Source organism: Neiella marina (assembly GCF_002165625.1).
Classification (GTDB): Bacteria; Pseudomonadota; Gammaproteobacteria; order Enterobacterales; family Neiellaceae; genus Neiella; species Neiella marina.
In genome coordinates this window covers 36,094-61,399 of record NZ_NGNS01000020.1, presented here as the reverse complement: position 1 = coordinate 61,399, position 25,306 = coordinate 36,094, and the positions used below count along the sequence as shown (strand labels likewise).

The 25,306-nt window shown below is 48.9% G+C and carries 21 protein-coding genes and 2 tRNA genes; 2 read left to right on the top strand and 21 right to left on the bottom strand.

Features of this window, described 5'->3' with window-relative positions:
• Nucleotides 1-185: 185 nt before the first annotated feature.
• From CBE68_RS14335 to galU, 4 genes are read right to left on the bottom strand one after another with little or no spacing between them, the layout of a single operon-like run.
• Complete coding sequence (locus tag CBE68_RS14335) at nt 186-1,184, bottom strand: NAD-dependent epimerase (protein ID WP_087506783.1); 999 nt, start codon at nt 1,182-1,184, stop codon at nt 186-188.
• Nucleotides 1,185-1,198: 14 nt separating this feature from the next.
• The gene (locus tag CBE68_RS14330) at nt 1,199-2,536 is read right to left on the bottom strand and encodes a UDP-glucose dehydrogenase family protein (protein WP_087506782.1); all 1,338 of its coding nucleotides are present in this window, start codon (nt 2,534-2,536) and stop codon (nt 1,199-1,201) included.
• A 52-nt stretch (nt 2,537-2,588) separates the two neighbouring features.
• Nucleotides 2,589-3,605, bottom strand: a complete 1,017-nt coding sequence (gene galE / locus CBE68_RS14325) for a UDP-glucose 4-epimerase GalE (RefSeq protein WP_087506781.1) — start codon at nt 3,603-3,605, stop codon at nt 2,589-2,591.
• Between the two features lie 16 nt (nt 3,606-3,621).
• Nucleotides 3,622-4,518, bottom strand: coding sequence for a UTP--glucose-1-phosphate uridylyltransferase GalU (galU, locus tag CBE68_RS14320; RefSeq protein WP_087506780.1), 897 nt, complete (start codon nt 4,516-4,518; stop codon nt 3,622-3,624).
• 273 nt (nt 4,519-4,791) lie between these two features.
• Between galU and CBE68_RS19040 the strand changes: the two genes are divergently transcribed.
• Nucleotides 4,792-5,094, top strand: a complete 303-nt coding sequence (locus tag CBE68_RS19040) for a ComEA family DNA-binding protein (protein ID WP_371870511.1) — start codon at nt 4,792-4,794, stop codon at nt 5,092-5,094.
• 20 nt (nt 5,095-5,114) lie between these two features.
• Here CBE68_RS19040 and nlpI read toward each other — a convergent pair whose 3' ends face one another.
• From nlpI to rlmE, 15 genes are all read right to left on the bottom strand, one after another.
• Nucleotides 5,115-6,002 (bottom strand): lipoprotein NlpI, encoded by an 888-nt coding sequence (gene nlpI / locus CBE68_RS14310; RefSeq protein WP_087506779.1) that lies wholly within the window; start codon nt 6,000-6,002, stop codon nt 5,115-5,117.
• A 95-nt stretch (nt 6,003-6,097) separates the two neighbouring features.
• Entirely contained in the window at nt 6,098-8,242 is a 2,145-nt protein-coding gene (gene pnp / locus CBE68_RS14305; RefSeq protein WP_087506778.1) for a polyribonucleotide nucleotidyltransferase, read from the bottom strand.
• Between the two features lie 208 nt (nt 8,243-8,450).
• Nucleotides 8,451-8,720, bottom strand: coding sequence for a 30S ribosomal protein S15 (gene rpsO / locus CBE68_RS14300; protein WP_087506777.1), 270 nt, complete (start codon nt 8,718-8,720; stop codon nt 8,451-8,453).
• Between the two features lie 119 nt (nt 8,721-8,839).
• Complete coding sequence (gene truB, locus CBE68_RS14295; protein WP_087506776.1) at nt 8,840-9,787, bottom strand: tRNA pseudouridine(55) synthase TruB; 948 nt, start codon at nt 9,785-9,787, stop codon at nt 8,840-8,842.
• Nucleotides 9,787-10,200 (bottom strand): 30S ribosome-binding factor RbfA, encoded by a 414-nt coding sequence (gene rbfA, locus CBE68_RS14290; protein WP_087506775.1) that lies wholly within the window; start codon nt 10,198-10,200, stop codon nt 9,787-9,789. The genes truB and rbfA overlap by 1 nt, the downstream gene beginning before the upstream one ends.
• A gap of 78 nt (nt 10,201-10,278) precedes the next feature.
• Entirely contained in the window at nt 10,279-12,957 is a 2,679-nt protein-coding gene (infB, locus tag CBE68_RS14285) for a translation initiation factor IF-2 (protein WP_087506774.1), read from the bottom strand.
• A 30-nt stretch (nt 12,958-12,987) separates the two neighbouring features.
• On the bottom strand, nt 12,988-14,493 hold the full coding sequence (gene nusA / locus CBE68_RS14280) for a transcription termination factor NusA (RefSeq protein WP_087506773.1): 1,506 nt from the start codon (nt 14,491-14,493) through the stop codon (nt 12,988-12,990).
• 28 nt (nt 14,494-14,521) lie between these two features.
• Nucleotides 14,522-14,977 carry a ribosome maturation factor RimP gene (rimP, locus tag CBE68_RS14275; protein WP_087506772.1) on the bottom strand — a complete coding sequence of 152 codons (456 nt, stop codon included), beginning with the start codon at nt 14,975-14,977 and terminating at the stop codon, nt 14,522-14,524.
• 457 nt (nt 14,978-15,434) lie between these two features.
• Nucleotides 15,435-15,511: transfer RNA gene (locus CBE68_RS14270), tRNA-Met, on the bottom strand.
• 63 nt (nt 15,512-15,574) lie between these two features.
• Nucleotides 15,575-15,660: transfer RNA gene (locus tag CBE68_RS14265), tRNA-Leu, on the bottom strand.
• A 7-nt stretch (nt 15,661-15,667) separates the two neighbouring features.
• A complete protein-coding gene (gene secG / locus CBE68_RS14260) occupies nt 15,668-16,000 on the bottom strand; it encodes a preprotein translocase subunit SecG (protein WP_087506771.1) in 333 nt (110 codons plus the stop codon).
• A gap of 138 nt (nt 16,001-16,138) precedes the next feature.
• Nucleotides 16,139-17,479, bottom strand: a complete 1,341-nt coding sequence (glmM, locus tag CBE68_RS14255; RefSeq protein WP_087506770.1) for a phosphoglucosamine mutase — start codon at nt 17,477-17,479, stop codon at nt 16,139-16,141.
• Nucleotides 17,476-18,288 carry a dihydropteroate synthase gene (gene folP, locus CBE68_RS14250; RefSeq protein ID WP_087506769.1) on the bottom strand — a complete coding sequence of 271 codons (813 nt, stop codon included), beginning with the start codon at nt 18,286-18,288 and terminating at the stop codon, nt 17,476-17,478. Before folP ends, glmM begins: the two co-directional genes overlap by 4 nt.
• 70 nt (nt 18,289-18,358) lie before the next feature.
• The gene (ftsH, locus tag CBE68_RS14245; RefSeq protein ID WP_087506768.1) at nt 18,359-20,293 is read right to left on the bottom strand and encodes an ATP-dependent zinc metalloprotease FtsH; all 1,935 of its coding nucleotides are present in this window, start codon (nt 20,291-20,293) and stop codon (nt 18,359-18,361) included.
• 63 nt (nt 20,294-20,356) lie between these two features.
• On the bottom strand, nt 20,357-20,989 hold the full coding sequence (rlmE, locus tag CBE68_RS14240) for a 23S rRNA (uridine(2552)-2'-O)-methyltransferase RlmE (RefSeq protein ID WP_087506767.1): 633 nt from the start codon (nt 20,987-20,989) through the stop codon (nt 20,357-20,359).
• Nucleotides 20,990-21,078: 89 nt separating this feature from the next.
• Here rlmE and yhbY point away from each other — a divergent pair, with 89 nt between their 5' ends.
• Nucleotides 21,079-21,378 (top strand): ribosome assembly RNA-binding protein YhbY, encoded by a 300-nt coding sequence (gene yhbY / locus CBE68_RS14235; protein WP_087506766.1) that lies wholly within the window; start codon nt 21,079-21,081, stop codon nt 21,376-21,378.
• Nucleotides 21,379-21,467: 89 nt separating this feature from the next.
• On the opposite strand, the gene greA is transcribed toward yhbY, so the two are convergent.
• Together greA and carB are read right to left on the bottom strand one after the other, a co-directional pair.
• Nucleotides 21,468-21,941, bottom strand: coding sequence for a transcription elongation factor GreA (gene greA / locus CBE68_RS14230; protein WP_087506814.1), 474 nt, complete (start codon nt 21,939-21,941; stop codon nt 21,468-21,470).
• A 145-nt stretch (nt 21,942-22,086) separates the two neighbouring features.
• Entirely contained in the window at nt 22,087-25,302 is a 3,216-nt protein-coding gene (gene carB / locus CBE68_RS14225; protein ID WP_087506765.1) for a carbamoyl-phosphate synthase large subunit, read from the bottom strand.
• Between the last annotated feature and the right edge of the window lie 4 nt (nt 25,303-25,306).

Genomic DNA, 25,306 nt, shown 5'->3' with positions numbered 1-25,306 from the left:
GTTCACTTAACAAAATCAGCATATTGTTAACAGTATGCAAAAATAAAACAATTAAATTAGCGCGGGTTTGTGAACTAAAAACTTTTTAAAGCAACAGCGGATCAGCTGACTTTGGGGGGAGTAACAAAATGCAGTTTGATTGGAGTGAGGTAACCGTCAGTCAAGCTAGAAACTGACGGCCATCATTATCGGTAGTAGCTCTTGTACCAACGAACAAAAGATTCTAACCCTTGTTCAATCGACGTTGCCGGAGAAAAGCCAACATCTTCGACAAGGTCGTCAATATCTGCCGCGGTAGCAACCACGTCGCCTGGTTGCATTGGCATCATTAGCTTGTTGGCCTCGATGCCCAAGCAACGCTCTAGGGTTTCAATAAAATAGCCCAATTCCACCGGGTTGTTGTTGCCAATATTGTAGATCTTGTATGGCGCTTTACTACTTGACGGATCCGCACTGCTCCAGTTTGGATTGGGCTCAGGCAGTTTATCCATCACTCGAACCACACCCTCGACAATATCGTCAATATAAGTGAAATCGCGGCGCATCTTGCCAAAGTTAAACACCTTGATCGGATCTCCAGCCAACATCGCTTTGGTAAACAAAAAATAAGCCATGTCAGGACGGCCCCATGGGCCATACACAGTGAAAAACCGCAATCCAGTGGTCGGCAAGCCGTATAAGTGGGAATAACTATGGGCCATCAACTCATTGGCTTTCTTGCTGGCGGCGTAGAGCGATACTGGATGGTCAACATTATCTGAAGTCGAAAACGGCATGGTTTCATTCATGCCGTAAACGGAACTCGAAGATGCGTATACCAAGTGCTCTACACCATGATGACGACAACCTTCGAGGATCGTCATCATGCCAGTTAAATTTGAGTCGACGTAGTCAAACGGTGCATTGAGCGAGTGGCGCACCCCCGCTTGGGCGGCAAGGTGTATCACTCGCTGGAATTGATGTTTAGCAAATAGCTGCTCCATCGAGGCTCGATCAGCCAAGTCAAGCTCGACGAATTCGAAGCCAGAAAGAGCCTCTAGTTGTGCTAGCCGGGCATGCTTTAAACCGACATCGTAATAGGAGTTGTTGTTGTCTAACCCAACCACTTGATAGCCATCGGCAATCAAACGTTGGCTTACGTAAAACCCTATAAATCCGGCTGCACCGGTGACCAATACTTTCATTGAATCAACTGCCTTTAAGCGGTGATACTATCTCCGCGACCCATCGCATAGTAAGCCAAACCATAGCGCTTAACTTGCTCAGGCTCGTAAAGGTTTCGGCCATCAAAAATCACCGGATCGACCAGCTGTTCTTTAATGTCATCGAAATTAGCAGCACGGAATACTTTCCATTCAGTACAAATCACCAAGCAGTCGGCGCCTTTCAGAGCGGCATCTTTCGTACCAACCAGCTCGAGGTCCTCGCGAGTACCATAAATGCGCTGTACTTCTTCCATTGCTTCAGGGTCAAATGCACGTACTTTGGCACCAGCTTGCCACAGCGACTCCATCAACACTCGACTTGATGCCTCACGCATATCGTCTGTGTTGGGTTTGAAAGACAATCCCCAAATCGCCACAGTTTTGCCCGCCAAGTCGCCCTTGTAGTATTCGTTCAAACGTTTGAACAATACTTCTTTCTGAGCATAGTTGACCTGCTCTACCGCTTTCAGCAAGGTCGATTCATAGCCAATCGAGTCGGCTGTACGAACCAAAGCTTGAACATCTTTCGGGAAACAGGAGCCACCGTAACCACAGCCCGGATAAATGAAGTGATAGCCAATACGAGGGTCAGAACCGATGCCTTGACGAACTTTCTCAATATCTGCCCCCAAGCGCTCAGCGAGGTTAGACATTTCATTCATGAAGCTAATTTTGGTCGCCAGCATGCAGTTTGCGGCATACTTGGTCAATTCAGCAGAATGAACATCCATGAAAATCATGCGGTCATGATTACGGTTAAACGGCGCATACAATTCGCGAATCAGTTGACGAGCAGTGTCATCATCGGTGCCAATCACGATGCGATCAGGTCGCATGCAGTCATTAACTGCAGCCCCTTCTTTTAAGAATTCTGGGTTAGAAACGACTGCATAGTCGTAGTCCACGCCGCGTTGTTCAAGCACTTCAGCAATCGCGGCGTTAACTTTGTCAGCAGTACCAACCGGTACCGTACTCTTGTCCAGCACCACTTTATAACCATTCATGTGTTCAGCAATGGTACGAGCAACTGCCAATACATACTTTAAGTCAGCAGAGCCATCTTCATCAGGTGGCGTCCCCACAGCAATGAATTGCAGCTCGCCGAATTCAACACCTTCTTTGGCATTGGTGGTGAAATGCAGCCGACCTTCTTTGTAATTGGTTTCAACAAGAGGGGTCAAGCCTGGCTCATAAATGGGAATAATGCCTTTTTTGAGGTTGTCGACTTTGCTTTGGTCAACATCGACACACATTACTTCATGGCCAAAGTCAGCCATCACAGCAGCTTGCACTAAGCCCACATAACCAATTCCAAAAACGGTGACTTTCATAATTTATTGCTCACTTATTAATTTTCTATAAATCTATTTAGCCTTTAACAACTTACTTAGCATAGCCATTTGGGTTTGCTGACTGCCAACGCCAAGCGTCTTCGGCCATTTCGGCCAACTCGCGCTGTGCTTTCCAACCAAGCTCTGCAGTTGCTAACGATGGTTCAGCGTAACATTCAGCGATGTCTCCTGGGCGCCGTTCAACCACCTGATAAGGGATTTCAACACCGCAGGCTTGAGAAAATGCTGCGATCACCTCAAGCACTGAGTAACCATTGCCGGTGCCTAAGTTATAAACCACTAGGCCCGGTGAAGTATTCAGCTTATCCAAAGCTTTGACGTGCCCCTCAGCGAGGTCAACGACATGGATGTAGTCTCGGACGCCAGTACCATCTTTGGTCGGATAGTCACCGCCAAAAACACTCAACTGCTGCAGTTTACCCACCGCGACTTGAGTAATGTATGGCGTTAGATTATTGGGGATCCCTGAAGGGTCTTCGCCAATCAAGCCCGACTTGTGTGCACCAACCGGATTGAAATAGCGCAGCAAGGCAATGTCCCAACTCGGATCAGACTTGGCAAAGTCAGATAGGATTTCCTCAACCATCAGCTTAGAGCGACCATACGGATTGGTCGCTGAGGTTGGGAAGCTTTCCAAAATAGGTACCGAGGCGGGATCGCCATAAACGGTTGCTGAGGAGCTAAATACCAAGCGTTTAACGCCAGCATGTTGCATCGCTTGGCACAGTGTCAACGTGCCAGCAACATTGTTCTGATAATAGTCCAACGGAATCTGAGTTGACTCACCCACAGCCTTAAGGCCAGCGAAGTGAATCACCGATTCGATTTCATATTGTGCAAAAACAGCATCAAGCGCCGCTCGATCACGAATATCAATTTGATGGAAAGGGATCGCGTCACACCCCGAAATTTGCTTCACTCGATGCAAAGACTCGGCACTGGAGTTACATAGGTTGTCGACCACAATTGGCCGGTGACCCGCTTCAAGCAACGCGATCAATGTGTGGCTGCCAATGTAACCGGCGCCACCAGTGACTAATACGTCCATGTAAATGGCTCTCTAATTAAAGTTTTGCGGCAAAGTCTTTGACAAAGCTTGCGAATGACTCACCAATATCGCCGTGACGAATACCATATTCCATGTTGGCTTGCATATAGCCCAATTTACTGCCGCAATCGTGACTGCGCCCCTTCATGTAATAGGCATTGACCTGTTCGACTTTCATTAAAGACGCAATGGCATCGGTCAATTGAATTTCGCCGCCCGCCCCCGGAGGAGTGTACTCAAGCAAATCCCAACATTCGGCACTCAAGACATAACGACCTACCACAGCAAGGTTAGATGGCGCTTCATCAGGCTCAGGCTTTTCAACCGTGCCGATCATCTTAACTGATTCACCCGGCTTTAAGTCATAACCGCCCAAATCGACTACGCCGTAGCTGCCAATACTGTCATGGGGTACAGCCTCTACCATAATTTGGCTGGCGCCGGTTTCTTCAAACAAGCGAGCCATCTCAGCAAGGTTGTCTTTCTTTGGATCAGCATCGTACTTGTCGATCAGCACATCTGGTAAAACCACAGCAAATGGCGTTTCACCGACTAGCGGTTTGGCACACAAAATAGCGTGACCAAGACCCAATGCGGTGCCCTGACGAACGTGCATAATGGTGACATCCGGAGGGCAAATCTTCTGCACTTCATCGAGTAACTGACGTTTAACCCGCTTTTCAAGCGTTGCTTCTAATTCAAAACTGGTATCAAAGTGGTTCTCAATGGAATTTTTACTAGAGTGAGTAACCAGCACAATTTCCTTGATGCCAGCCTTGATGCACTCTTCGACCACATATTGGATCAGTGGACGGTCGACAACAGGTAACATTTCTTTTGGGATTGCTTTGGTAGCTGGGAGCATTCGGGTGCCGAGGCCGGCGACAGGGATTACAGCTTTCCTGATTTGCATCTTGATATCCTTTCCTTACTTGCGGTCTTTCATAGTCCGTCCATCAATTTGAAAACTGTCAAATCGATAGCGAGATCTCCAGACGTCATACCGTACGTCATAACTGCTGGAGCTAGGTTACACTGATTTTATGGCAAGGTTAAGCCCCGACATTGGTCGATTATCTGTGATATGTGGATAAATTTGCCGGACCAGAGTTTTAGGTCTAAGTTAAGATCGTGTCGCTTTGACGACACATGGATGAAACTTTAATGAAAACGCTTAAGGATAAGCATGATGAAAAAACTAATTGCACTCGCCGTTGCGAGCGTAGCCTTATGGCTGAGCTCTCCTGCACTATCAAACAATATCGAACAGTCCTCCAGCCATCAGCAGCAGCTGCCTGCAGTCAATATTAATGCTGCCAATGCTGAAACAATTGCCGACAGGCTCAATGGTATTGGTCTTGTAAAAGCCCAAGCCATTGTTGACTACCGTCAACAACATGGACCTTTCGATTCGATTGAAGAGTTAACTTTGGTGGTCGGGATAGGCGAAGCCCTGGTGGAAAAAAACAGGGCCTACCTTAGCTTGTAAGTTAGTGAGGTTTCCTGCCGTCAGCCGGCGGCAGGCTTTTGCATCTTTTCTTGAGAGAGACGTTTTAGCTCAAGCATTGCATAACGATGCTCAACAAAATCATAGACGTTGGTCGCTAAAGCCAAGCGAAAGAAGTTACCAGCGTAAATCGCTTCATCGGTTTGTGCCGCTAGCTTACCCAAGTAAAAATAGGCCTCACACAAACGTTCAGCATATGCTTCTTCACTACCGATACCGACAGGCAACGTCCGCATAAAGTCATTGACCGATATGCGCAACAAAAACAGATCAACTAAGTTAGTCGCCCAATCATCATCCGATAACTGAGCTCGGTGACGAATGAGGTTCTCTGTGGCATTAACCGGATCCACTTCATACTCAGCCATGTAAAGCCACAAAACACGATAAGGATCGGATTCCTGGCGGCTGTAGAACTCGGCAAAATCTTCTGCAGCTAAGGCACTTCGGCCAGCATAGTAACGAGCGATACCGCGATTTAGCAACGCATACTTGTGTTCTGGGTTGAGCTCAATCGCTGAGCCAAAAGCTTCAAAAGCTTCAACAAACTGCTCACCTTGAGTGTAATGAATGCCCACGAAATTATAAGCATCGGCAAAGTCTGCTTTCATCCGCAAGGCTCGGCTAAAATCGAGATGAGCCAGCGCTTTTAAGCCCAGCGAGTCATACCGGACACCTCGGTCGTAAAACAAGTGAGCCAGTCGTTCATCATCAACGTCCGATAAGCTAATGATTTCAGTTAACTTGGCGATGGCTGCCTGTTGTTCGATGCTAGGCTGACGAGGCACGGCTAACAACATTTCATGGGCTTGGGTCGGCTGTTTAGCTGTATTGGCACAACCGCTCATTACTGCCACAGTTGCTAACAGTAACCACTTCAAATAAGACATATTTTCTGCCTGAATTAAAAAAGGCCAATCGAGAGATTGGCCTATTATTGCGGAATTGCAAACCAGAGGCCAAGAAATCTTGGCCTTAAATTGGATTATTCAGCTGCAGGTTGCTCTGCAGTCTCTTCCGCTGGCTCTGCCGCCGCTTGTTTTGGCTCAGCTGGCTTCGCTTCTTTAATGCTCAGACGAACACGGCCTTGACGGTCGATTTCAAGAACTTTGACATCGACTTGCTGACCATTTTCGAGGTAGTCAGTCACTTTCTCAATGCGCTTCTCAGCGATTTGAGAAATGTGTACCAAACCTTCTTTACCAGGCAAGATCTCAACGAAAGCACCGAAGTCTACGATACGAGTTACGCGACCGTTATAAATGGTGCCCACTTCGATTTCGGCAGTAATTTCTTCAATGCGCTTCAGCGCAGCTTTAGCAGCTAAGCCATCAACCGCAGCAACATTGATTGTGCCATCGTCTTGAATGTCGATACTACAACCCGTTTCTTCAGTGATAGCACGAATGGTTGCACCACCCTTACCAATCACATCTTTAATCTTCTCAGGGTTGATCTTGATGGTGTGAATACGCGGCGCAAAATCCGATACTTCTTCACGGTGAGTGCCAATAGCCTCATCCATCACACCCAAGATGTGCAAGCGAGCACCACGCGCTTGGCGCAGAGCGATTTGCATGATCTCTTTGGTAATACCTTCGATCTTGATGTCCATCTGCAGGGCAGTAACACCTTCGCTGGTACCAGCTACTTTAAAGTCCATGTCGCCCAAGTGATCTTCATCACCCAGAATGTCAGACAAGACAACAAAGTTTTCGCCTTCTTTCACCAAGCCCATGGCAATACCGGCAACCGACGCTTTCACCGGTACACCTGCATCCATAAGCGCCAATGAAGAACCACATACAGACGCCATTGAGCTCGAACCGTTTGACTCTGTAATTTCAGACACGATACGAACTGTGTATGGGAATTCGTCCTCATCTGGCATCACCGCAGCAACGCCGCGTTTTGCTAGACGACCGTGGCCGATTTCGCGACGCTTTGGTGAACCGATAAAGCCAGTCTCACCAACACAGTATGGAGGGAAGTTATAGTGGAATAAGAACTTGTCAGTGCGCTCGCCAGACAACTCATCCAAAATTTGTGCATCACGCTTGGTACCCAAGGTACAAGTAACCAAAGCCTGAGTTTCACCACGAGTAAACAGTGAAGAGCCGTGGGTACGTGACAATACGCCAGTTGCAACATTCAAAGCACGAACCATTTCTGGGTCACGGCCATCGATGCGTGGCTCACCAGCGATGATGCGTTGACGAACAACGTTTTTCTCAACTGAGTACAAGATGTCACCGATTTCGCCGGCATCCAACTCTTCGTCAGCTTCGGTCAATTGTGCAGTAACAGCTTTCTTGATTTCACCAACTTTGGTGTAACGCTCAGCTTTTTCAGTAATTTGGTACGCTTCAACAAACTGCGCTTCAGAAGCAGCTTTAACTTGGTCGTACAGGCTTACGTTCTTCTCTGGAGCAACCCAATCCCATTCAGGGGTAGCAACTTCAGCTTTTAGCTCATTGATTGCTTGGATGGCTGTTTGCAGTTGCTCATGGCCATAAACCACAGCTTCTAACATTACTTCTTCTGGCAGAACTTCTGCTTCTGATTCAACCATCAAAACAGCAGATTCAGTACCGGCAACAACCAAGTCTAGCTTCGAGTTTGGCAGCTCAGACAACAGCGGATTCAATACAAAGCTGTTATCAACATAGCCAACACGAGCGGCACCAATTGGGCCATTGAATGGAATGCCAGAGATCGACAATGCGGCCGAGGTACCCAGCATCGTCACGATATCAGCTGGAACTTCTGGATTTAGAGATACGACAGTGGCAACGACCTGAACTTCGTTCAAAAACCCTTCTGGGAATAATGGACGGATCGGGCGGTCAACTAAACGTGCGATCAGGGTTTCGCCTTCAGAAGGACGACCTTCACGCTTGAAAAAGCCGCCTGGGATTTTACCAGCAGCATAGGCTTTTTCTTGGTAGTTAACTGTCAGAGGGAAAAAGTCTTGTCCTGGGTTGGCTTCTTTTTTACCAACAACAGAGACCAGTACAGATGTGTCATCCATGGTTGCCAGAACGGCAGCGGTGGCTTGACGTGCAATCACGCCGGTTTCCAGGGTCACAGTGTGTTGACCATACTGGAACGTTTTTACAATCGGCTTCACGATTTATATTCCTGTTTGTCTTTTCAGATTTTTACTTTCAATTTTCGCCGCATAAGTATACTGGAATCCTCCCGATTGCCTAGCTTTCGGGCAATTATTTGGTAAGTGCTGTGAGGCAAGTGTAGGGAGAAGTTTACGGAAGGTAAAAAAAGTAGATATGAGGCATTAAAAAAGGGGCTAAAGTAGCCCCTTTTTGTTGAATCTTTGCTTAGCGACGCAGACCCAATTTTTCGATCAGGCTCTGATAGCGCTCTTGGTTTTTGCGCTTCAGGTAGTCAAGCAGTTTACGACGCTGGCTTACCATGCGCAGCAAACCACGACGGCTGTGGTGATCGTGGATGTGAGTTTTGAAGTGACCTTGCAAGTGGTTGATTTGAGCAGTCAACAATGCAACTTGTACTTCTGGTGAACCAGTATCGCCTTCGCCTTGAGCGAATTCAGCAACAATCGCTGCTTTCTTTTCAGTAGTTAGTGACATATCAGTCTCCTAAAATGTATAAAACCAGCGCCGATCACTAATTCAGCAGCTGGCAGAGGGCGCGTATATTACCGACTAAGTTGGCAAACAGCAAGCAATACCCGCCCAGATAAACAAAGTTATTGCTGGCGAGCGCTAACAGGCACCACTAAACGCTTCGGCGCCAGCTGACCTTCATCGGACACATCACCAACGCCGAGAAATTCGCCACACTCTGACTTAATTCGTACTTGCCCCTGTGGTGCGCCAAAGCCAACTTGCACGGTACGGCCTTGGCGGACGAAATCGCAGCTTTGGTGATCGAGTTCAACTTCAGGCAAAGCAACGACAGGCGAATCCATTGGCAGCAAGTGTTGGTCTAAAAACTCACCGGCAGGCAACTCCGCTGAATCGGCTTTATCACGCAACGCCTGCAATTGTTCCAACGTCATCATTTGCTCAGTTGGATAATGAGCAACATGAGTCCGACGCAGCTCAGCAACGTGTGCTCCACAGCCAAGCACTTCGCCTAAATCATCAACTAGGGTCCTAACGTAAGTGCCTTTCGAACAATGCACGTCCATGGTGAGCCAGACATCATCCAATGCCACGATTTCAAACGAAAAGACATGAATCGGTCGTGCGGGACGATCAATATGAATCCCCTGTCGGGCGTAGTGATATAGCGGCTTGCCTTCGTGCTTGAGAGCAGAAAACATCGTTGGCACTTGTTGAATATCGCCGCGAAACTGCACGAGAGCCTGCTCAACTTGTGCTTCGGTAACCGCCACTGGCTTCTCCGAAACCAAATCACCATCAGCGTCAGAGGTTGTAGTGCGTTGCCCTAACCTCGCAACAACGCGGTACTTTTTATCCGCATCCAGTAAAAACTGGCTGAATTTGGTCGCTTCACCCAAGCAAATAGGCAACATGCCAGTCGCCAGCGGATCCAGTGCGCCGGTGTGGCCAGCTTTTTGCGCTGCAAACATGCCGCGGACTTTGATCATGACACCGTTACTACTCATACCTGTTGGTTTATCGACCAAAATAACGCCATCAACCGGGCGCCCCTTTCTGCGCTTGGCCATTACTCGTTGCTGTCCCCAGCAGGCTCATCACCATCAATTTTGTCACCGCGTTTGCGGGCATCTTCTTTGACTGCCGATGACACCACGTTGGACAAACGCATGCCTTCGACGAGCGAGTTGTCATAGATGAACTGCAATTCCGGCGTCAGTCGCATTTTCACTTCTGAGCCGAGCAAGCTACGAATATAGCCAGCGGCTTCTTTCAGCGCCTTCATACCTGTTTTGATGGCTTCGTCATCATCAAATAAGAAGGTCACATAGACTTTGGCGTAGGCAAGATCGCGAGACACTTCCACATCAGAAACAGTCACCATACCAATTCGAGGATCTTTGATTTCACGTTGCAAAATCATCGCAATGGATTTTTTTACCTGCTGTGAAACGCGATCGGTGCGTTTAAAAGCCTTTGCCATAAATAAAACCTCTCAAGACAAAAGCGGGGGCCTGAGCCCCCACTGTAATACTTGTTTAGAAACGATTGTGAAGGGCGATTAAAGCGTACGCGCCACTTCTACCGTTTCGTAAACTTCGATTTGGTCACCAACGCGAACATCGTTGTAGTTCTTCACGCCGATACCACATTCCATACCGTTGCGAACATCTTGAACGTCGTCTTTAAAGCGACGCAAAGATTCCAGTTCACCTTCATAAATCACCACGTTTTCACGTAGGACACGAATCGGTGCAGAACGCTTCACAGTACCTTCTGTCACCATACAACCGGCGATTGCGCCAAGTTTAGGCGACTTGAAGACATCACGAACTTCAGCCAAACCAATAATTTCTTGTTTGAACTCTGGAGCCAACATGCCAGACATGGCTTGCTTAACTTCATCGATCAAATCGTAAATCACGCTGTAGTAGCGCAAATCAACACTTTCTGCTTCAAGCAAACGACGTGCAGTTGCATCGGCACGAACGTTAAAGCCAAGCACAATCGCATTGGATGCCGCAGCCAAGCTAGCGTCGGTTTCGGTAATACCACCAACACCGGTACCAATGATTTTAACTTTCACTTCATCGGTAGAAAGCTTCAACAAAGCATCAGTGATTGCTTCTAGAGAACCTTGAACATCGGCCTTAAGAACAATATTCAGCTCAGAGACATCACCTTCGGTCATGTTAGCGAACATGTTCTCCAGCTTAGCCTTCTGCTGACGCGCCAGTTTCACGTCACGGAACTTACCTTGACGATACAAAGCAACTTCACGGGCTTTACGCTCATCCTTAACGACAGTGGCTTCATCACCAGCTGACGGCACACCGGACAAGCCAAGAATCTCAACAGGAATCGATGGACCCGCTGATTCAATTTCACGACCATTCTCGTCGCGCATGGCGCGAACACGACCGTATTCCAAACCACAAAGAACGATATCGCCCTTATTCAGCTGACCTTGTTGAACCAGAACAGATGCAACCGGGCCGCGACCTTTATCAAGGCGCGATTCAATCACAATACCGCTGGCCATGCCGGTCGGTACGGCTTCAAGTTCCAGTACTTCTGCAACCAACAAAATGCCTTCGAGCAAATCATCAACGCCGGTACCAGCTTTTGCAGAAACGTGGACAAACTGAACATCGCCGCCCCAATCTTCGGGGATGACATCATGCTGCGCCAATTCGTTCTTGACGCGATCCGGATCCGCTTCTTCTTTATCAATCTTGTTAACAGCAACAACCAGCGGTACTTCTGCTGCGCGGGCGTGCTGAATCGCTTCGATGGTCTGTGGCATCACACCATCATCAGCCGCAACAACCAACACCACGATATCGGTAGACTTAGCACCACGTGCACGCATTGCAGTAAACGCTGCGTGACCTGGGGTGTCCAAGAAAGTGACCATACCGTTGTCAGTTTCTACGTGGTATGCACCAATGTGCTGAGTAATACCACCGGCTTCGCCGTCGGCTACTTTCGCTTTACGGATGTAATCAAGTAACGATGTTTTACCGTGGTCAACGTGGCCCATAATGGTTACGACTGGGGCACGAGAGGTCTTATCACCTTGTGCTTCCGCTTCTGCCAAAACGTTAACTTCGAGCTGGTTTTCTTTCACCAGAACGACTTTGTGACCCATTTCTTCAGCAACCAATTGTGCCGTTTCTTGGTCAATGACTTGGTTAATGGTCGCCATAACGCCCATTTTCATCATTGCCTTGATCACTTCACCGCCTTTCACTGCCATTTTCTGAGCAAGTTCACCGACGGTAATGGTTTCACCAATGCGAACATCGCGCTCGACTGGCTGAGCAGGTTTATTAAAGCCCTGCTGAAGCGCTGAACCGCCTTTATTCCGGCCACCACGACGACCGCGACGACCACCAGCATTGTCGTTTTCAGCGCCTTTACGCTTCTTAGGACGGCGACGGCGAGTTTCTTCAGAGCGATCTTGCTCGTCTTCGGCTTCCTGGGCATAACGAGAGCTAGTTAAATGCACATCGGCATTTTCTGCTTCTTTCTGTTTAGCCTCTTGCTCAGCCCAACGAGCGGCATTTTCTTCCGCTAGTTTGCGAGCCTCTTCGGCTTGGCGCGCAGCTTCTTCTTCGGCTTTACGTGCCGCTTCAGCTTCTTGCTTGGCTTTAATTTCTTCAGCTTCTTTGCGCGCTTCTTCGCGAACGCGTTCTTCTTCTTCGCGTTGCGCTTTCGCTTCTGGCGTTTCGTTTGCTAACGCAGCTTGACGAGCGGCTTCTTTGCGACGCTCTTCTTCTTCAGCCTTAGCTTTCGCTTCCGCTTCTGCTTTAGCTTGTGCTTCTGCTTTAGCTTTGGCTTCTGCCGCCGCTTTCGCTTCAGCTTCCAAACGAGCTTTCTCTTCTGCTTCGCGTTGCGCTTGCTGCTCAGCTTCTAAACGTGCTTGTTCAGCAGCTGGGTCGCGTTTCACATAGGTGCGCTTTTTACGAACTTCAACTTGAACCTGCTTATTGCGGCCCTCTGAGCTCGTCACTTGCAAAGTGCTTTTCTTGGTGCGACGGAGCGTCATTCGCTTCGGCTCTGCATCACCTTCGCCACCATGTTGCTTGTTCAGGTGAGCCAACAAGGTTTGCTTTTCGTCTTCTGTTACCATGTCGTCGGCTTTCTTGCTGATGCCAGCTTCTTTAAACTGAGCAATCAAACGTTCTACATTGGTACCCACATCGGTCGCGAGCTTATTAATGCTTACTTCTGCCATGCTTCGCTGTTCTCCCGTTAAATTCTTTCTTTAGGCTTCGTCACTGAACCAACAAATCTGGCGAGCAGCCATGATCAGTTCACCGGCAGAAGTCTCATTTAAACCTTCAATTTCTGAAATGTCGTCTACGCCTTGCTCGGCTAGGTCTTCCAGAGTCACAACACCTTTCGCGGCCAAGCGGAATGCAAGCTGACGATCCAGTCCTTCAAGGGCCAGAAGATCTTCAGCAGGCTCGGCATTTTCCAACGATTCTTCATTGGCTAACGCTTTGGTGGTAATGGCTGCTTTTGCGCGTTCACGCAATTCTTCGACGAGGTCTTCGTCGAAACCATCAATATCAAGCAGTTCATTAACAGGAACGAAGGCAATTTCTTCGAGGGTGTTAAAGCCCTCATCAACCAATACGCCGGCAAATTCTTCATCGATATCTAAGTCAGTCATCAAGGCATCAATGAACTTTTGCGATTCAGCTTGGTGTTTGGCATTCATGTCGTCTTGGGTCATCACGTTCAATTCCCACTCAGTCAACTGACTGGCAAGGCGAACGTTTTGACCATTGCGGCCGATAGCCTGAGCTAAATTCGACGCTTCAACGGCAATATCAATCGAGTTGGCGTCCTCATCAACGATGATGGCCGCAACATCGGCTGGTGCCATGGCATTGATAACGTACTGGGCGACATTGTCATCCCACAACACGATGTCAATGCGCTCGCCGCCCAATTCTCCGGATACCGCTTGCACCCGAGAACCACGCATACCGACACAAGCACCAACTGGGTCAATACGACGGTCGTTGGTCTTCACTGCGATTTTCGCGCGGCTACCTGGATCGCGGGCAGCACCGAGAATTTCAATCATTTCTTCGCCGATTTCCGGCACTTCAACGCGGAACAGCTCAATCAACATCTCAGGTTTGGTACGAGAGACGAATAGCTGAGCACCACGCGCTTCTGGACGCACAGCGTAAAGCAAACCGCGCACACGGTCGCCTGGGCGGAAAGATTCGCGTGGCAGCATGTCTTCACGATACATGATGGCTTCGGCATTATTGCCTAAGTCCAAAATGACGCTGTCACGATTGACTTTCTTGACCACACCGGTAATCAAGTCACCTTCTTGGTCGGCAAATTGCTCAACAACCTGCTGACGCTCCGCTTCGCGGACTTTCTGAACGATAACCTGCTTCGCCGTTTGAGTAGTGATACGGTCAAAAACAATTGATTCAATTTGTTCTTCGACGTAATCGCCTTCCTGCAGCTCTTCGTCTTCCCACAACATACGAGCAACTTCTAACGAGTACTCTTTAGTTGGAAATTCAGACGGCTGATCGTCGGCAATCACTAACCAGCGACGAAATGTTTCAAAATCACCGGTTTTACGATCGATATCGATGCGCACTTCAATATCGGTTTCATTTTTCTTCTTTGTCGCAGTAGCTAGGGCTGATTCAAGCGCCTGAAAAATCTTCTCTCGCGGCACTGCTTTCTCATTAGAAACTGCATCGACGACTTGCAGAATTTCTTTGTTGTTCATTTATTAGACCTCTTCCTAACTACGCCGACTAAAACTTGGCAACCAGATGAGCTTTATCGATATTGTCGATCATCAGCTCAACTTCGTGTTTAGCAGTTTCAACAACGGCCATGCCGTTATCGACTGCTTTCAGGATCCCTTGGAATTTACGTTGGCCGAATTGAGGCATACGAGTTTTCACTGAAATCTCATGACCAACGTACATTTCATAATGCTGGATTTTATATAATGGCCGCTCTAGCCCCGGAGAAGACACCTCCAGGTTGTATTCAGAGCTGATTGGATCTTCGACATCCAACACCGCACTAGCCTGCCGACTTGCTTCGGCACAATCATCAACGGTAATGCCGTTTGGGCTGTCGATGAACAAACGTAATGTCGAATGTTTGCCCGCTCGAACAAACTCCAACCCCCACAGCTCATAGCCTAAGGCTTCAACTGCTGGTGTCAGCATGTCTGTGAGTCGAGATTCCAGTGTAGCCATATATCTCCCGGAAACAAAAAAAGGGCACAAGGCCCCAGTCAACAAGTCCCGGAGTACAACAGATCACCGAGACCCACATAGCAAAAAGCCCCAAGTCACCCGGGGCTTAAGCTGCTTTACCCTTTCCTTCAAGAATGTTGTTCTTGACTGGAGGTGTTGCGAAAACATGGTTTTCGCTGAGCTAATGAAGAGAGAAGCACTTGGCTCAAATTACTCTTCATCCAAATATTTCAAACTCAAATTTGGTTGCGGGGGCTGGATTTGAACCAACGACCTTTCCGCGGAGCTTATGAAGAGCTGAGCCTTGGCTCATAACTGACTCTTCATCCAAATATTTCAAAGCTCAAATTTGGTTGCGGGGGCCGAGTTGGACTTACGACCTTTTCCGCGGAGCTTATGAAGAGCTGAGCCTTGGCTCATAACTGGCTCTTCATCCAAATGTTTCAAAGCTCAAATTTGGTTGCGGGGGCTGGATTTGAACCAACGACCTTCGGGTTATGAGCCCGACGAGCTACCAAGCTGCTCCACCCCGCGTCATTCGGGAACGAATTGTACTGAGTTGAACGATGAGATTCAAGCGAACAATCCGTGCTTAATTGGTGCCGAGAGCGGGACTTGAACCCGCACGTCCATAGGACACTACCCCCTCAAGATAGCGTGTCTACCAATTCCACCACCTCGGCAAAGAATTTATTGCGGAATATCAGATTCCGGCGCAGATGCTGGCACGTCTTGTTCAATCACAACAGGGGCCGCATCAGTCAGGTTTTCCCATTCCTGACTTTGCTTAACACGATTATTGGTCAAGTTACCAATAATCAGGCTAAGAACGAAAAAGATAGTTGCCAAAACACCGGTGGTACGAGTCAGGAAGTTACCAGAGCCGCCAGAACCAAACAGGCTTGCAGAAGCACCCGCGCCAAACGAGGCACCCATGTCTGCGCCTTTACCTTGCTGAATCAGCACCAAGCCAATAATTGCTAAAGCAACCAGCAGATAAACAATGATAATTAGTTCGTACATTCGTCACTCTCAAGCGCTATTTGCGCTGATTTGTCTCGTATTTATGCCCACCATCATCAGGGCGGGCGAGATATTAGCGAACCTGCTGCCAAGTTACAAGTTGATTTTCTTGTTTTCTATCGACAGCAGGTTAACCGGTTATTCGCTAGCCAGTTTCACCTGTTCAGCAATGGCTTCGGCGCTGCTTTGAACCAATTCTTGGTTGTCGCCTTCGACCATTACCCGAACGAGCGGCTCAGTACCCGATTTACGCAATAACACTCGGCCTGTGCGGCCCAATTTTTCTTCAACCTCTGCCACAGCTTGCTGAACACCTTCGTCAGATAACGGATCGCTGCCCTCTTGGAAGCGGATGTTGATCAATACTTGCGGAAATTTCTCCATTCCACGGGCCAATTCATGCAGTGACAGCTCTGAGTGAACGGATGCGGTGAGCACTTGCAACGCAGCAACAATGCCATCGCCCGTCGAGGTACGATCTAAACAAATGATGTGACCCGAGCCTTCTCCACCGAAAAACCAACCCTTCTCTTGCAGCATTTCCATGACATAGCGATCACCAACTTTAGAACGGGCAAATGGAATACCTAAGATCCCCAATGCTAACTCCATCCCCAGGTTGGTCATCTGGGTGCCAACGACCCCCCCCTTAAGGCGACCTTGGCGCATCGCATCGCGAGCGATGATGAACAGCAACTGGTCGCCATCGAGCACTTGACCGGTGTGATCGACCATAATGCAGCGATCACCATCACCATCAAGAGCAATACCAACATCGGCTTCTTCTGCCAATACGGTTTCGGCTAATAGCTGGGTATCCGTCGCGCCACATTTGTCGTTAATATTGGTACCGTTTGGTTTGACACCAATCGCAATAACTTCTGCTCCGAGTTCTCGGAAAACTGCCGGGGCAATGTCATACGTTGCGCCGTTGGCGCAATCAACAACAACTTTCATTCCCTGCAAATTCATATAGTGCGGTACGGTGCTCTTACAAAACTCGATGTATCGCCCAGCCGCATCTTCAATACGCACGGCTTTACCCAAAGATGCATTGTCAACACAGGTCAATGGCTTATTGAGTTCCGCTTCAATTGCTAACTCCAAATCATCGTCGAGCTTGGTGCCCTGAGCAGAGAAGAATTTAATACCATTATCGTAATACGGGTTATGAGAGGCGCTTAAGACAATGCCTGCCTCTGCACGAAAGGTTCTCGTCAAGTAGGCGACAGCAGGAGTCGGCATTGGCCCCATCAGATTGGCTTTTAATCCCGCAGCGGCCAGGCCTGCTTCCAGTGCTGCTTCGAGCATGTAATTAGAAATGCGAGTGTCCTTACCAATCAGGACATTTTTGGTGCCTTGCTTCGACAACACTCGACCTGCTGCCCAACCCAACTTCAATACGAAATCAGGGGTAATGGCGCCCTCGCCGACCCGACCTCGAATACCGTCGGTGCCAAAATACTTACGTTCGCTCATGCTTTTTGCTCCTTGACGGCCTGCCATAATCGCAGGCTATCAGCTGCTTCTTTTACATCATGGACACGGAAAATGTGTGCCCCTTGGTTCAAACTAATCATCATGCCAGCCAAACTCGCTGCCAATCTTTCATTTACGTCACGGTTCAACAACTTACCGAACATGGATTTTCGTGATAAGCCGATCAGCACAGGATAGCCCAAGGTCGTCAAATCATCGACATGAGCCAGTAACCTGAGGTTGTGGGTTAAAGTTTTGCCAAAACCAAAGCCGGGGTCGAGCACAATCGACTGCTTTGGGATCCCTGCGGCTATGCAGACATCAGCGCGCTGTTGCAGAAATTCGGCGACGTCTGTCTCGACCTGGTGATACTGCGGCTGCTGTTGCATGGTTCGCGGGCTGCCTTGCATATGCATCAGACACACAGGTACTCGCGCGGCGACCGCAGCTTGTAAGGCACCAGGCTCTTGCAATGCCCGCACATCGTTAATCATGTTGGCACCAGCATTAACCGCTTCGGTCATCACTCGCGCTTTGATGGTATCAATGGATATCGCGATATCGAAGCGGCTTCGAATCGCTTCAATTACCGGAATCACCCGGTCTAACTCCTCGGCCTCAGCTACCGCGTCGGCACCGGGGCGAGTCGATTCGCCGCCGATATCAAGAATGCTGGCACCATCGGCTACCATTTGCTCGGTTTGACTTAGCGCGGCGTCTAAGGAGTTAAACGAGCCACCATCGGAGAATGAGTCGGGCGTGACGTTAAGGATCCCCATGACTTGAGGCTGGAATAAATCAATGGTCATTCAGTGGCAATTCTCAAAGCTAATAAAAAGCCCCGCGAGCGGGGCTTTTTCGAATAACGTCAGTATATGATTATTTCGCTTCGGCGTCTTCTGCGCCATCCGCTTTTGGCTCTTGCGATTCGTTGACATCCAATTTGGTGTCAGAATTACCACTCGAATCTGAGCCTGCCGAGTCGTTGTTGCTCCAATCCGCAGGCGGACGAACGTCGCGGCGAGCCATCAAATCATCAATCTGCTTGGCATCAATGGTTTCATACTTCATCAACGCATCTTTCATCGCATGCAAGATATCGAGGTTGTCGTTGAGAATTTGCTCAGAGCGCTGATAGTTACGATCAATCAGCAACTTGATTTCCTCATCGATGGCACGAGCAGTCTCATCTGACATGTGCTTGACCTTGGCCGCAGTGCGTCCCAAGAACACTTCACCTTCTTCCTCTGCATACAGCATTGGCCCCATCTTTTCCGAAAGACCCCATTGGGTCACCATCTTACGAGCAATATCAGTCGCACGCTCAATGTCGTTTGATGCACCAGTGGTGACTTTATCGTTGCCGTAAATAATCGCCTCGGCGATTCGGCCGCCGAATAAACTCGACACCATGCTTTCCAAATGTTGTTTGGAGTGGCTGACGCGATCTTGCTCCGGCAAGTACATGGTCACACCCAACGCCCGACCACGAGGAATGATCGATACTTTGTAGACTGGGTCATGCTCAGGTACCAAGCGACCGACAATGGCGTGGCCGGCTTCGTGGTAGGCCGTCATCGCCTTTTCATCCTCGGTCATGACCATCGACTTGCGCTCGGCGCCCATCATGATCTTGTCTTTGGCTTTCTCAAACTCTTCCATACTAACTTTGCGGCGATTACCGCGAGCAGCGAACAGCGCAGCTTCGTTCACCAAGTTGGACAAGTCCGCACCAGAGAACCCTGGCGTACCTCGAGCAATAACTGATGCTTCTACATCATCAGCAATCGGCACTTTGCGCATATGGACCTTGAGGATCTGCTCGCGACCACGAACATCAGGCAAACCAACCACAACTTGACGGTCGAATCGGCCTGGACGCAATAACGCTGGGTCCAACACGTCTGGCCGGTTCGTCGCAGCGATGACAATAATGCCCTCGTTGCCCTCAAAACCGTCCATTTCAACCAGCATTTGGTTGAGGGTTTGCTCACGTTCATCGTGGCCGCCCCCCAATCCAGCGCCACGTTGGCGGCCTACTGCGTCGATTTCATCGATGAAAACAATACAAGGCGCGGCTTTTTTGGCTTGCTCGAACATGTCACGAACACGCGATGCACCAACACCGACAAACATTTCAACGAAGTCAGAACCAGAAATAGTAAAGAAAGGTACCTTGGCTTCACCAGCAATGGCGCGAGCTAACAAGGTTTTACCAGTACCCGGTTGACCCACCATCAAAATGCCTTTTGGAATTTTACCGCCAAGACGTTGGAACTTAGAGGGGTCTTTTAGGTAATCGACCAGCTCTGACACTTCTTCTTTGGCTTCATCAACACCCGCTACATCGGCGAACGTGGTTTTGATTTGGTCTTCGCTCATTAGGCGCGCTTTGCTCTTACCGAACGACATCGCGCCTTTGCCACCGCCGCCTTGCATTTGGCGCATGAAGAAAATCCACACACCGATGAGCAGTAGCATTGGGAACCAAGAGATAAAGATCTGAGAGATGAAGCTTGGCTCTTCCGGTTTCTTACCGAATGCCCGCACATCTTGTTTGATCAGGTCGTTTAGCAAGTCATCGTCATAAAACGGCATAACCGTTTCGAACGCCTCACCGTTGCGCTTGCTACCAGTAATGGTTTGACCGTCAATCGTCACTTCACGAATGTCACCGCGTCGAACATCCTGCACAAATGCAGTGTAATCCAACTGTCCCGATGTGGATTCGCTGGGCGAAAAACTCTGGAACACGGACATCAGCACCACGGCGATGACTAACCAGAGAATTAAATTTTTCACCATATCACTCAAAGGAGTCTTCCTCTCTCAGCTACTTGTTTATTACGGCTATCATTTAGGCCTTTGGACTAGAGATTACCGCAGTTTATATCCCGTCGCCACCATGAACACTTCTCTTGAACGTGACCGGGACGAATCAGGTTTACGAATTTTCACCGATTTAAATGACCGGCGAACTTCCATTAGGAATTCGTCAAAGCCTTCGCCTTGGAAAACTTTAACGATAAAATTGCCGTTGGCGGCCAATACTTGGTGACACATATCCAACGCTAGCTCAACTAAATACATGCGTCGCGGCTGATCAACACTGGGGTTGCCAGACATATTCGGCGCCATATCTGATAGCACCACATCGACCATGTCGTCACCGACTCGGTTTAGCAAAGCCGCCAGCACCGCTTCTTCTCGAAAATCACCCTTGAGGAATTCCACCCCGGCGATCGGATCCATGTCGAGAATGTCACAGGCAATGACGCGTCCGCTTTCACCGATTTGCTCGACGCTAAACTGTGACCAACCGCCTGGAGCAGCGCCCAAGTCAACTACGGTGTCGCCACGTCGAATGACTTTGTCTCGTTGCTGAATCTCATCCAGCTTGAACACAGCCCGCGAGCGTAATCCCAGCTTTTGCGCTTCTTTGACATACTTATCGTCAAAATGTTCTTTCAACCAACGCTTGCTACTGGCGCTGCGTTTTTTGTTCGACATGACTATTTTTAGTTTGTTGTAGGCTAAGTCAGGCAGATGGGGGTAAACTTAGCAGAATTCAAGTCCCTAACAGCGAAGAAAGCAGATTCATGCAACTTAGCAACAAACAAAAACAATACCTTAAGTCCGAGGCTCACTCGCTCAAGCCTGTGGTCATGCTCGGCAACAATGGCCTGACCGAAGGCGTCATGGCTGAAATCGAGCTGGCTCTCAATCACCACGAACTCATCAAGGTTAAGGTTCTGGGTGAAGACAAAGCTGAGCGACAGCTAATTTGCGATGCTATCTGCCGCGAATCTAGCGCCACACTAGTACAAATCATCGGCAAAGTTGCGGTGTTCTTTCTGCAAGACCAAGACGAGTCAAAGTTCTCGTTACCCAAGGGCTAACGCAACGACTAGCTTACCTTGGTGTCAGCATACAAAAAACCCGGCGATTGCCGGGTTTTTCATTTGTAAGCAAAGATGAATCTGCGCCTTTAAACGTAGTTCACTTCAAGAATTTCGAACTCAACATCGCCGCCCGGTGTTTTGACCGTCACTTCATCGCCTTCAGATTTACCGATCAAACCACGAGCAATAGGGCTATTGATTGAAATTAGATTCTTTTTCAAGTCAGCTTCATCATCACCAACGATGCGATAGGTAACTTCGCCGTCAGTATCAATATTTAGCAACACCACAGTGGCGCCAAAAATGACCTTGCCGCTTGCTTCCATCTTGCTAACATCAATGATTTGCGCATTGGACAATTTCGCTTCAATTTCCTGAATGCGGCCTTCACAAAAACCTTGTTGCTCACGAGCAGCGTGATATTCAGCATTTTCTTTCAAATCACCGTGTTCACGAGCTTCGGCGATCGCTTCAATAATTTGGGGGCGACGGGTGCCTTTTAGGTAGTCCAGCTCTTCACGCAAACTATCAGCGCCCTGCACAGTCATTGGAATTTTCATATCTTCAAATACCACACTCTACGGCCAATCCCAGCCGCATCTTGATTCATAAAATAGAGACAAAAAAACCGCCTCAATGAGGCGGCTTTTTTCAGCCGATTGAGCGATTCTATACTGAATCGCCAATCAAATCATCTGCAACTGCTCAGATCTGCTCATGCAGCTCTTGGACAGAGCGAACAATAGCGCTTGGATCGGCACTGTGTGCCATACAAGTTGCAAACGCACCGTTCAACGTGGTGGTGTAGTTGACCTTGTGTTGCAGCGCGCCGCGACGCAACACTTTCGAATCCTCAATCGCCTGACGCCCTTGGGTGGTGTTGACGATGTAGGAATACTCACCATTCTTAATGCGGTCAAGAATGTGCGGGCGACCTTCGTGCACCTTGTTCACCAAGCGACAGTTGATACCAGCCTCACCGAGCACGACTGCAGTACCGTGGGTCGCATCTAGCTCATAGCCCAGCTCAACTAACTGTTTAGCAAGCTCAACCACACGCTTCTTATCACCAGGGCGAACCGACAACAATGCACGGCCTTGTTTCGGCACGTCTTTGATCGATCCAAGCTGCGCTTTTGCGTAGGCTTCAGCGAAGGTTTCACCAACGCCCATTACCTCACCGGTAGAGCGCATTTCTGGACCCAAGATTGGGTCAACACCCAAGAACTTGTTAAACGGCAGCACCACTTCTTTTACCGAGTAGTACGGCGGAATAATTTCTTCTTGGAAGCCCTGCTCCGCAAGCGATGTACCAGCCATTACGCGGGCAGCAACCTTCGCCAAGGCAACACCAGTTGCTTTAGAAACAAACGGCACGGTACGAGCTGCACGTGGGTTTACCTCAATTAGGTAAACTTCGTTGTCTTTGATGGCGAACTGAGTATTCATCAAGCCAACAACGCCAAGTTCAAACGCCAGCTTAGCGACTTGCTCACGCAACACTGCTTGGATTTCAGCGCTCAGGGTGTAAGGAGGCAATGAACAGGCTGAGTCACCCGAGTGAACACCGGCTTGCTCAATGTGCTCCATGATACCGCCAATTACCACTTGCTTGCTGTCGCAAATGGCATCGATATCAACTTCGATGGCATCGTCTAAGAAGCGGTCCAGCAGAACTGGCGATTCATTCGATACCGACACGGCTTCGTTGAAGTAACGACGCAAATCTTGCTCATCAGAAACAATTTCCATGGCGCGGCCACCCAGCACGTACGACGGGCGAACAACCAATGGATAAGTGATGCGCTCGGCTTCGCGAACCGCATCTTCCAAATTAGTTACTGTGGCGTTTTCTGGCTGCTTCAGGCCTAAACGCTCAACCGCTTGTTGGAAGCGCTCACGGTCTTCGGCACGATCGATGGCATCCGGACTAGTACCAATGATTGGTACGCCAGCGGCTTCAAGAGCGCGAGCCAATTTCAGTGGTGTTTGACCACCGTATTGAACAATCACACCTTTTGGCTGCTCGACACGAACAATCTCTAGTACGTCTTCCAGCGTGACTGGTTCGAAGTACAAGCGATCAGAGGTATCGTAGTCAGTAGAAACTGTCTCAGGGTTACAGTTAACCATGATGGTTTCGTAACCGTCTTCGCGCATAGCCAGTGCCGCATGAACACAACAGTAGTCAAACTCAATGCCTTGACCGATACGGTTTGGACCACCGCCCAATACCATGATCTTGTCTTTATCAGACGGCTGCGCTTCACACTCTTCATCGTAGCTTGAGTACATGTAAGCAGTGCTAGTCGAGAATTCTGCGGCACAGGTATCAACGCGCTTGTAAACCGGCGAGATGCCTTCTTTCTGGCGCAATTTGCGAACTTCTGTCTCAGACACACCCAGCAATGCAGCCAAACGAGCATCAGCGAAACCTTTACGCTTCAGCAGACGCAACAAATCGGCATCTAGGCCAGACAGGCCAGCTTCAGCAACGCGCCCTTCCAGCTCAACCAGTTCATTGATTTGTACCAAGTACCAGCGATCAACCTTAGTCAGGTTGAATACGTCATCAACAGTAAAGCCATGACGGAAAGCATCGGCGATGTACCAGATACGCTCAGCGCCGGCTTCTTTTAATTCGTAAGTCAGGGTCGTTTTGGCTTTCGGGTCGTCCAAAGCAACGATTGGGTCAAAGCCAGTGGCGCCTACTTCCAAACCACGCAATGCTTTTTGCAGTGATTCTTGTTGGTTACGACCAATAGCCATTACCTCACCAACTGACTTCATCTGAGTGGTCAGGCGGTCATTGGCACCGGCAAATTTCTCGAAGTTAAAGCGAGGAATCTTAGTCACTACGTAATCGATAGCAGGCTCAAACGATGCAGGTGTGGCACCACCAGTAATATCGTTAGCCAACTCATCCAAGGTGTAACCGACCGCCAACTTGGCTGCGATTTTTGCAATCGGGAAACCAGTTGCTTTTGACGCCAGTGCAGATGAACGGCTCACACGCGGGTTCATCTCAATGATCACCATACGGCCATCATCAGGATTGACACCAAACTGTACGTTTGAACCGCCAGTTTCAACGCCGATTTCACGCAGAACAGCCATCGAGGCATTCCGCATGATTTGATATTCTTTGTCAGTCAGCGTCTGAGCAGGTGCAACGGTGATTGAGTCACCAGTGTGAATGCCCATTGGGTCGAAGTTTTCAATTGAGCAGACGATGATACAGTTGTCGGCTTTGTCGCGGACAACTTCCATCTCGTACTCTTTCCAGCCGATTAACGATTCGTCAATCAACAACTCGTTGGTTGGGCTTAAGTCCAAACCGCGAGTACAGATTTCTTCAAACTCTTCAACGTTATATGCGATACCACCACCGGTGCCGCCCATGGTGAACGATGGGCGAATAATACATGGGAAGCCAATGCGTGATAGCACGTCGTGGGCTTCTTCCATGCTGTGGGCTGTTTCAGCACGTGGCGTTTCCAGACCGATTGATTTCATTGCTTTGTCAAAGCGATCACGGTCTTCTGCTTTATCAATGGCATCAGCCGTTGCGCCAATCATGGTCACACCGTACTTCTCAAGTACGCCGTGACGATCCAGATCCAAAGCACAGTTCAATGCTGTCTGGCCGCCCATAGTTGGCAGCACTGCATCTGGTTTTTCTTTTTCAATAATCTTGGCAACAACTTCCCACTGGATTGGCTCGATGTAAGTGGCATCGGCCATTTCAGGGTCAGTCATAATGGTTGCCGGATTCGAGTTAACCAAAATAACTCGATAGCCTTCTTCACGAAGCGCTTTACAGGCTTGAGCACCCGAGTAGTCAAACTCACATGCTTGACCAATCACAATTGGGCCAGCGCCCAAAATCAGAATACTTTTAATATCCGTACGTTTTGGCATGTCT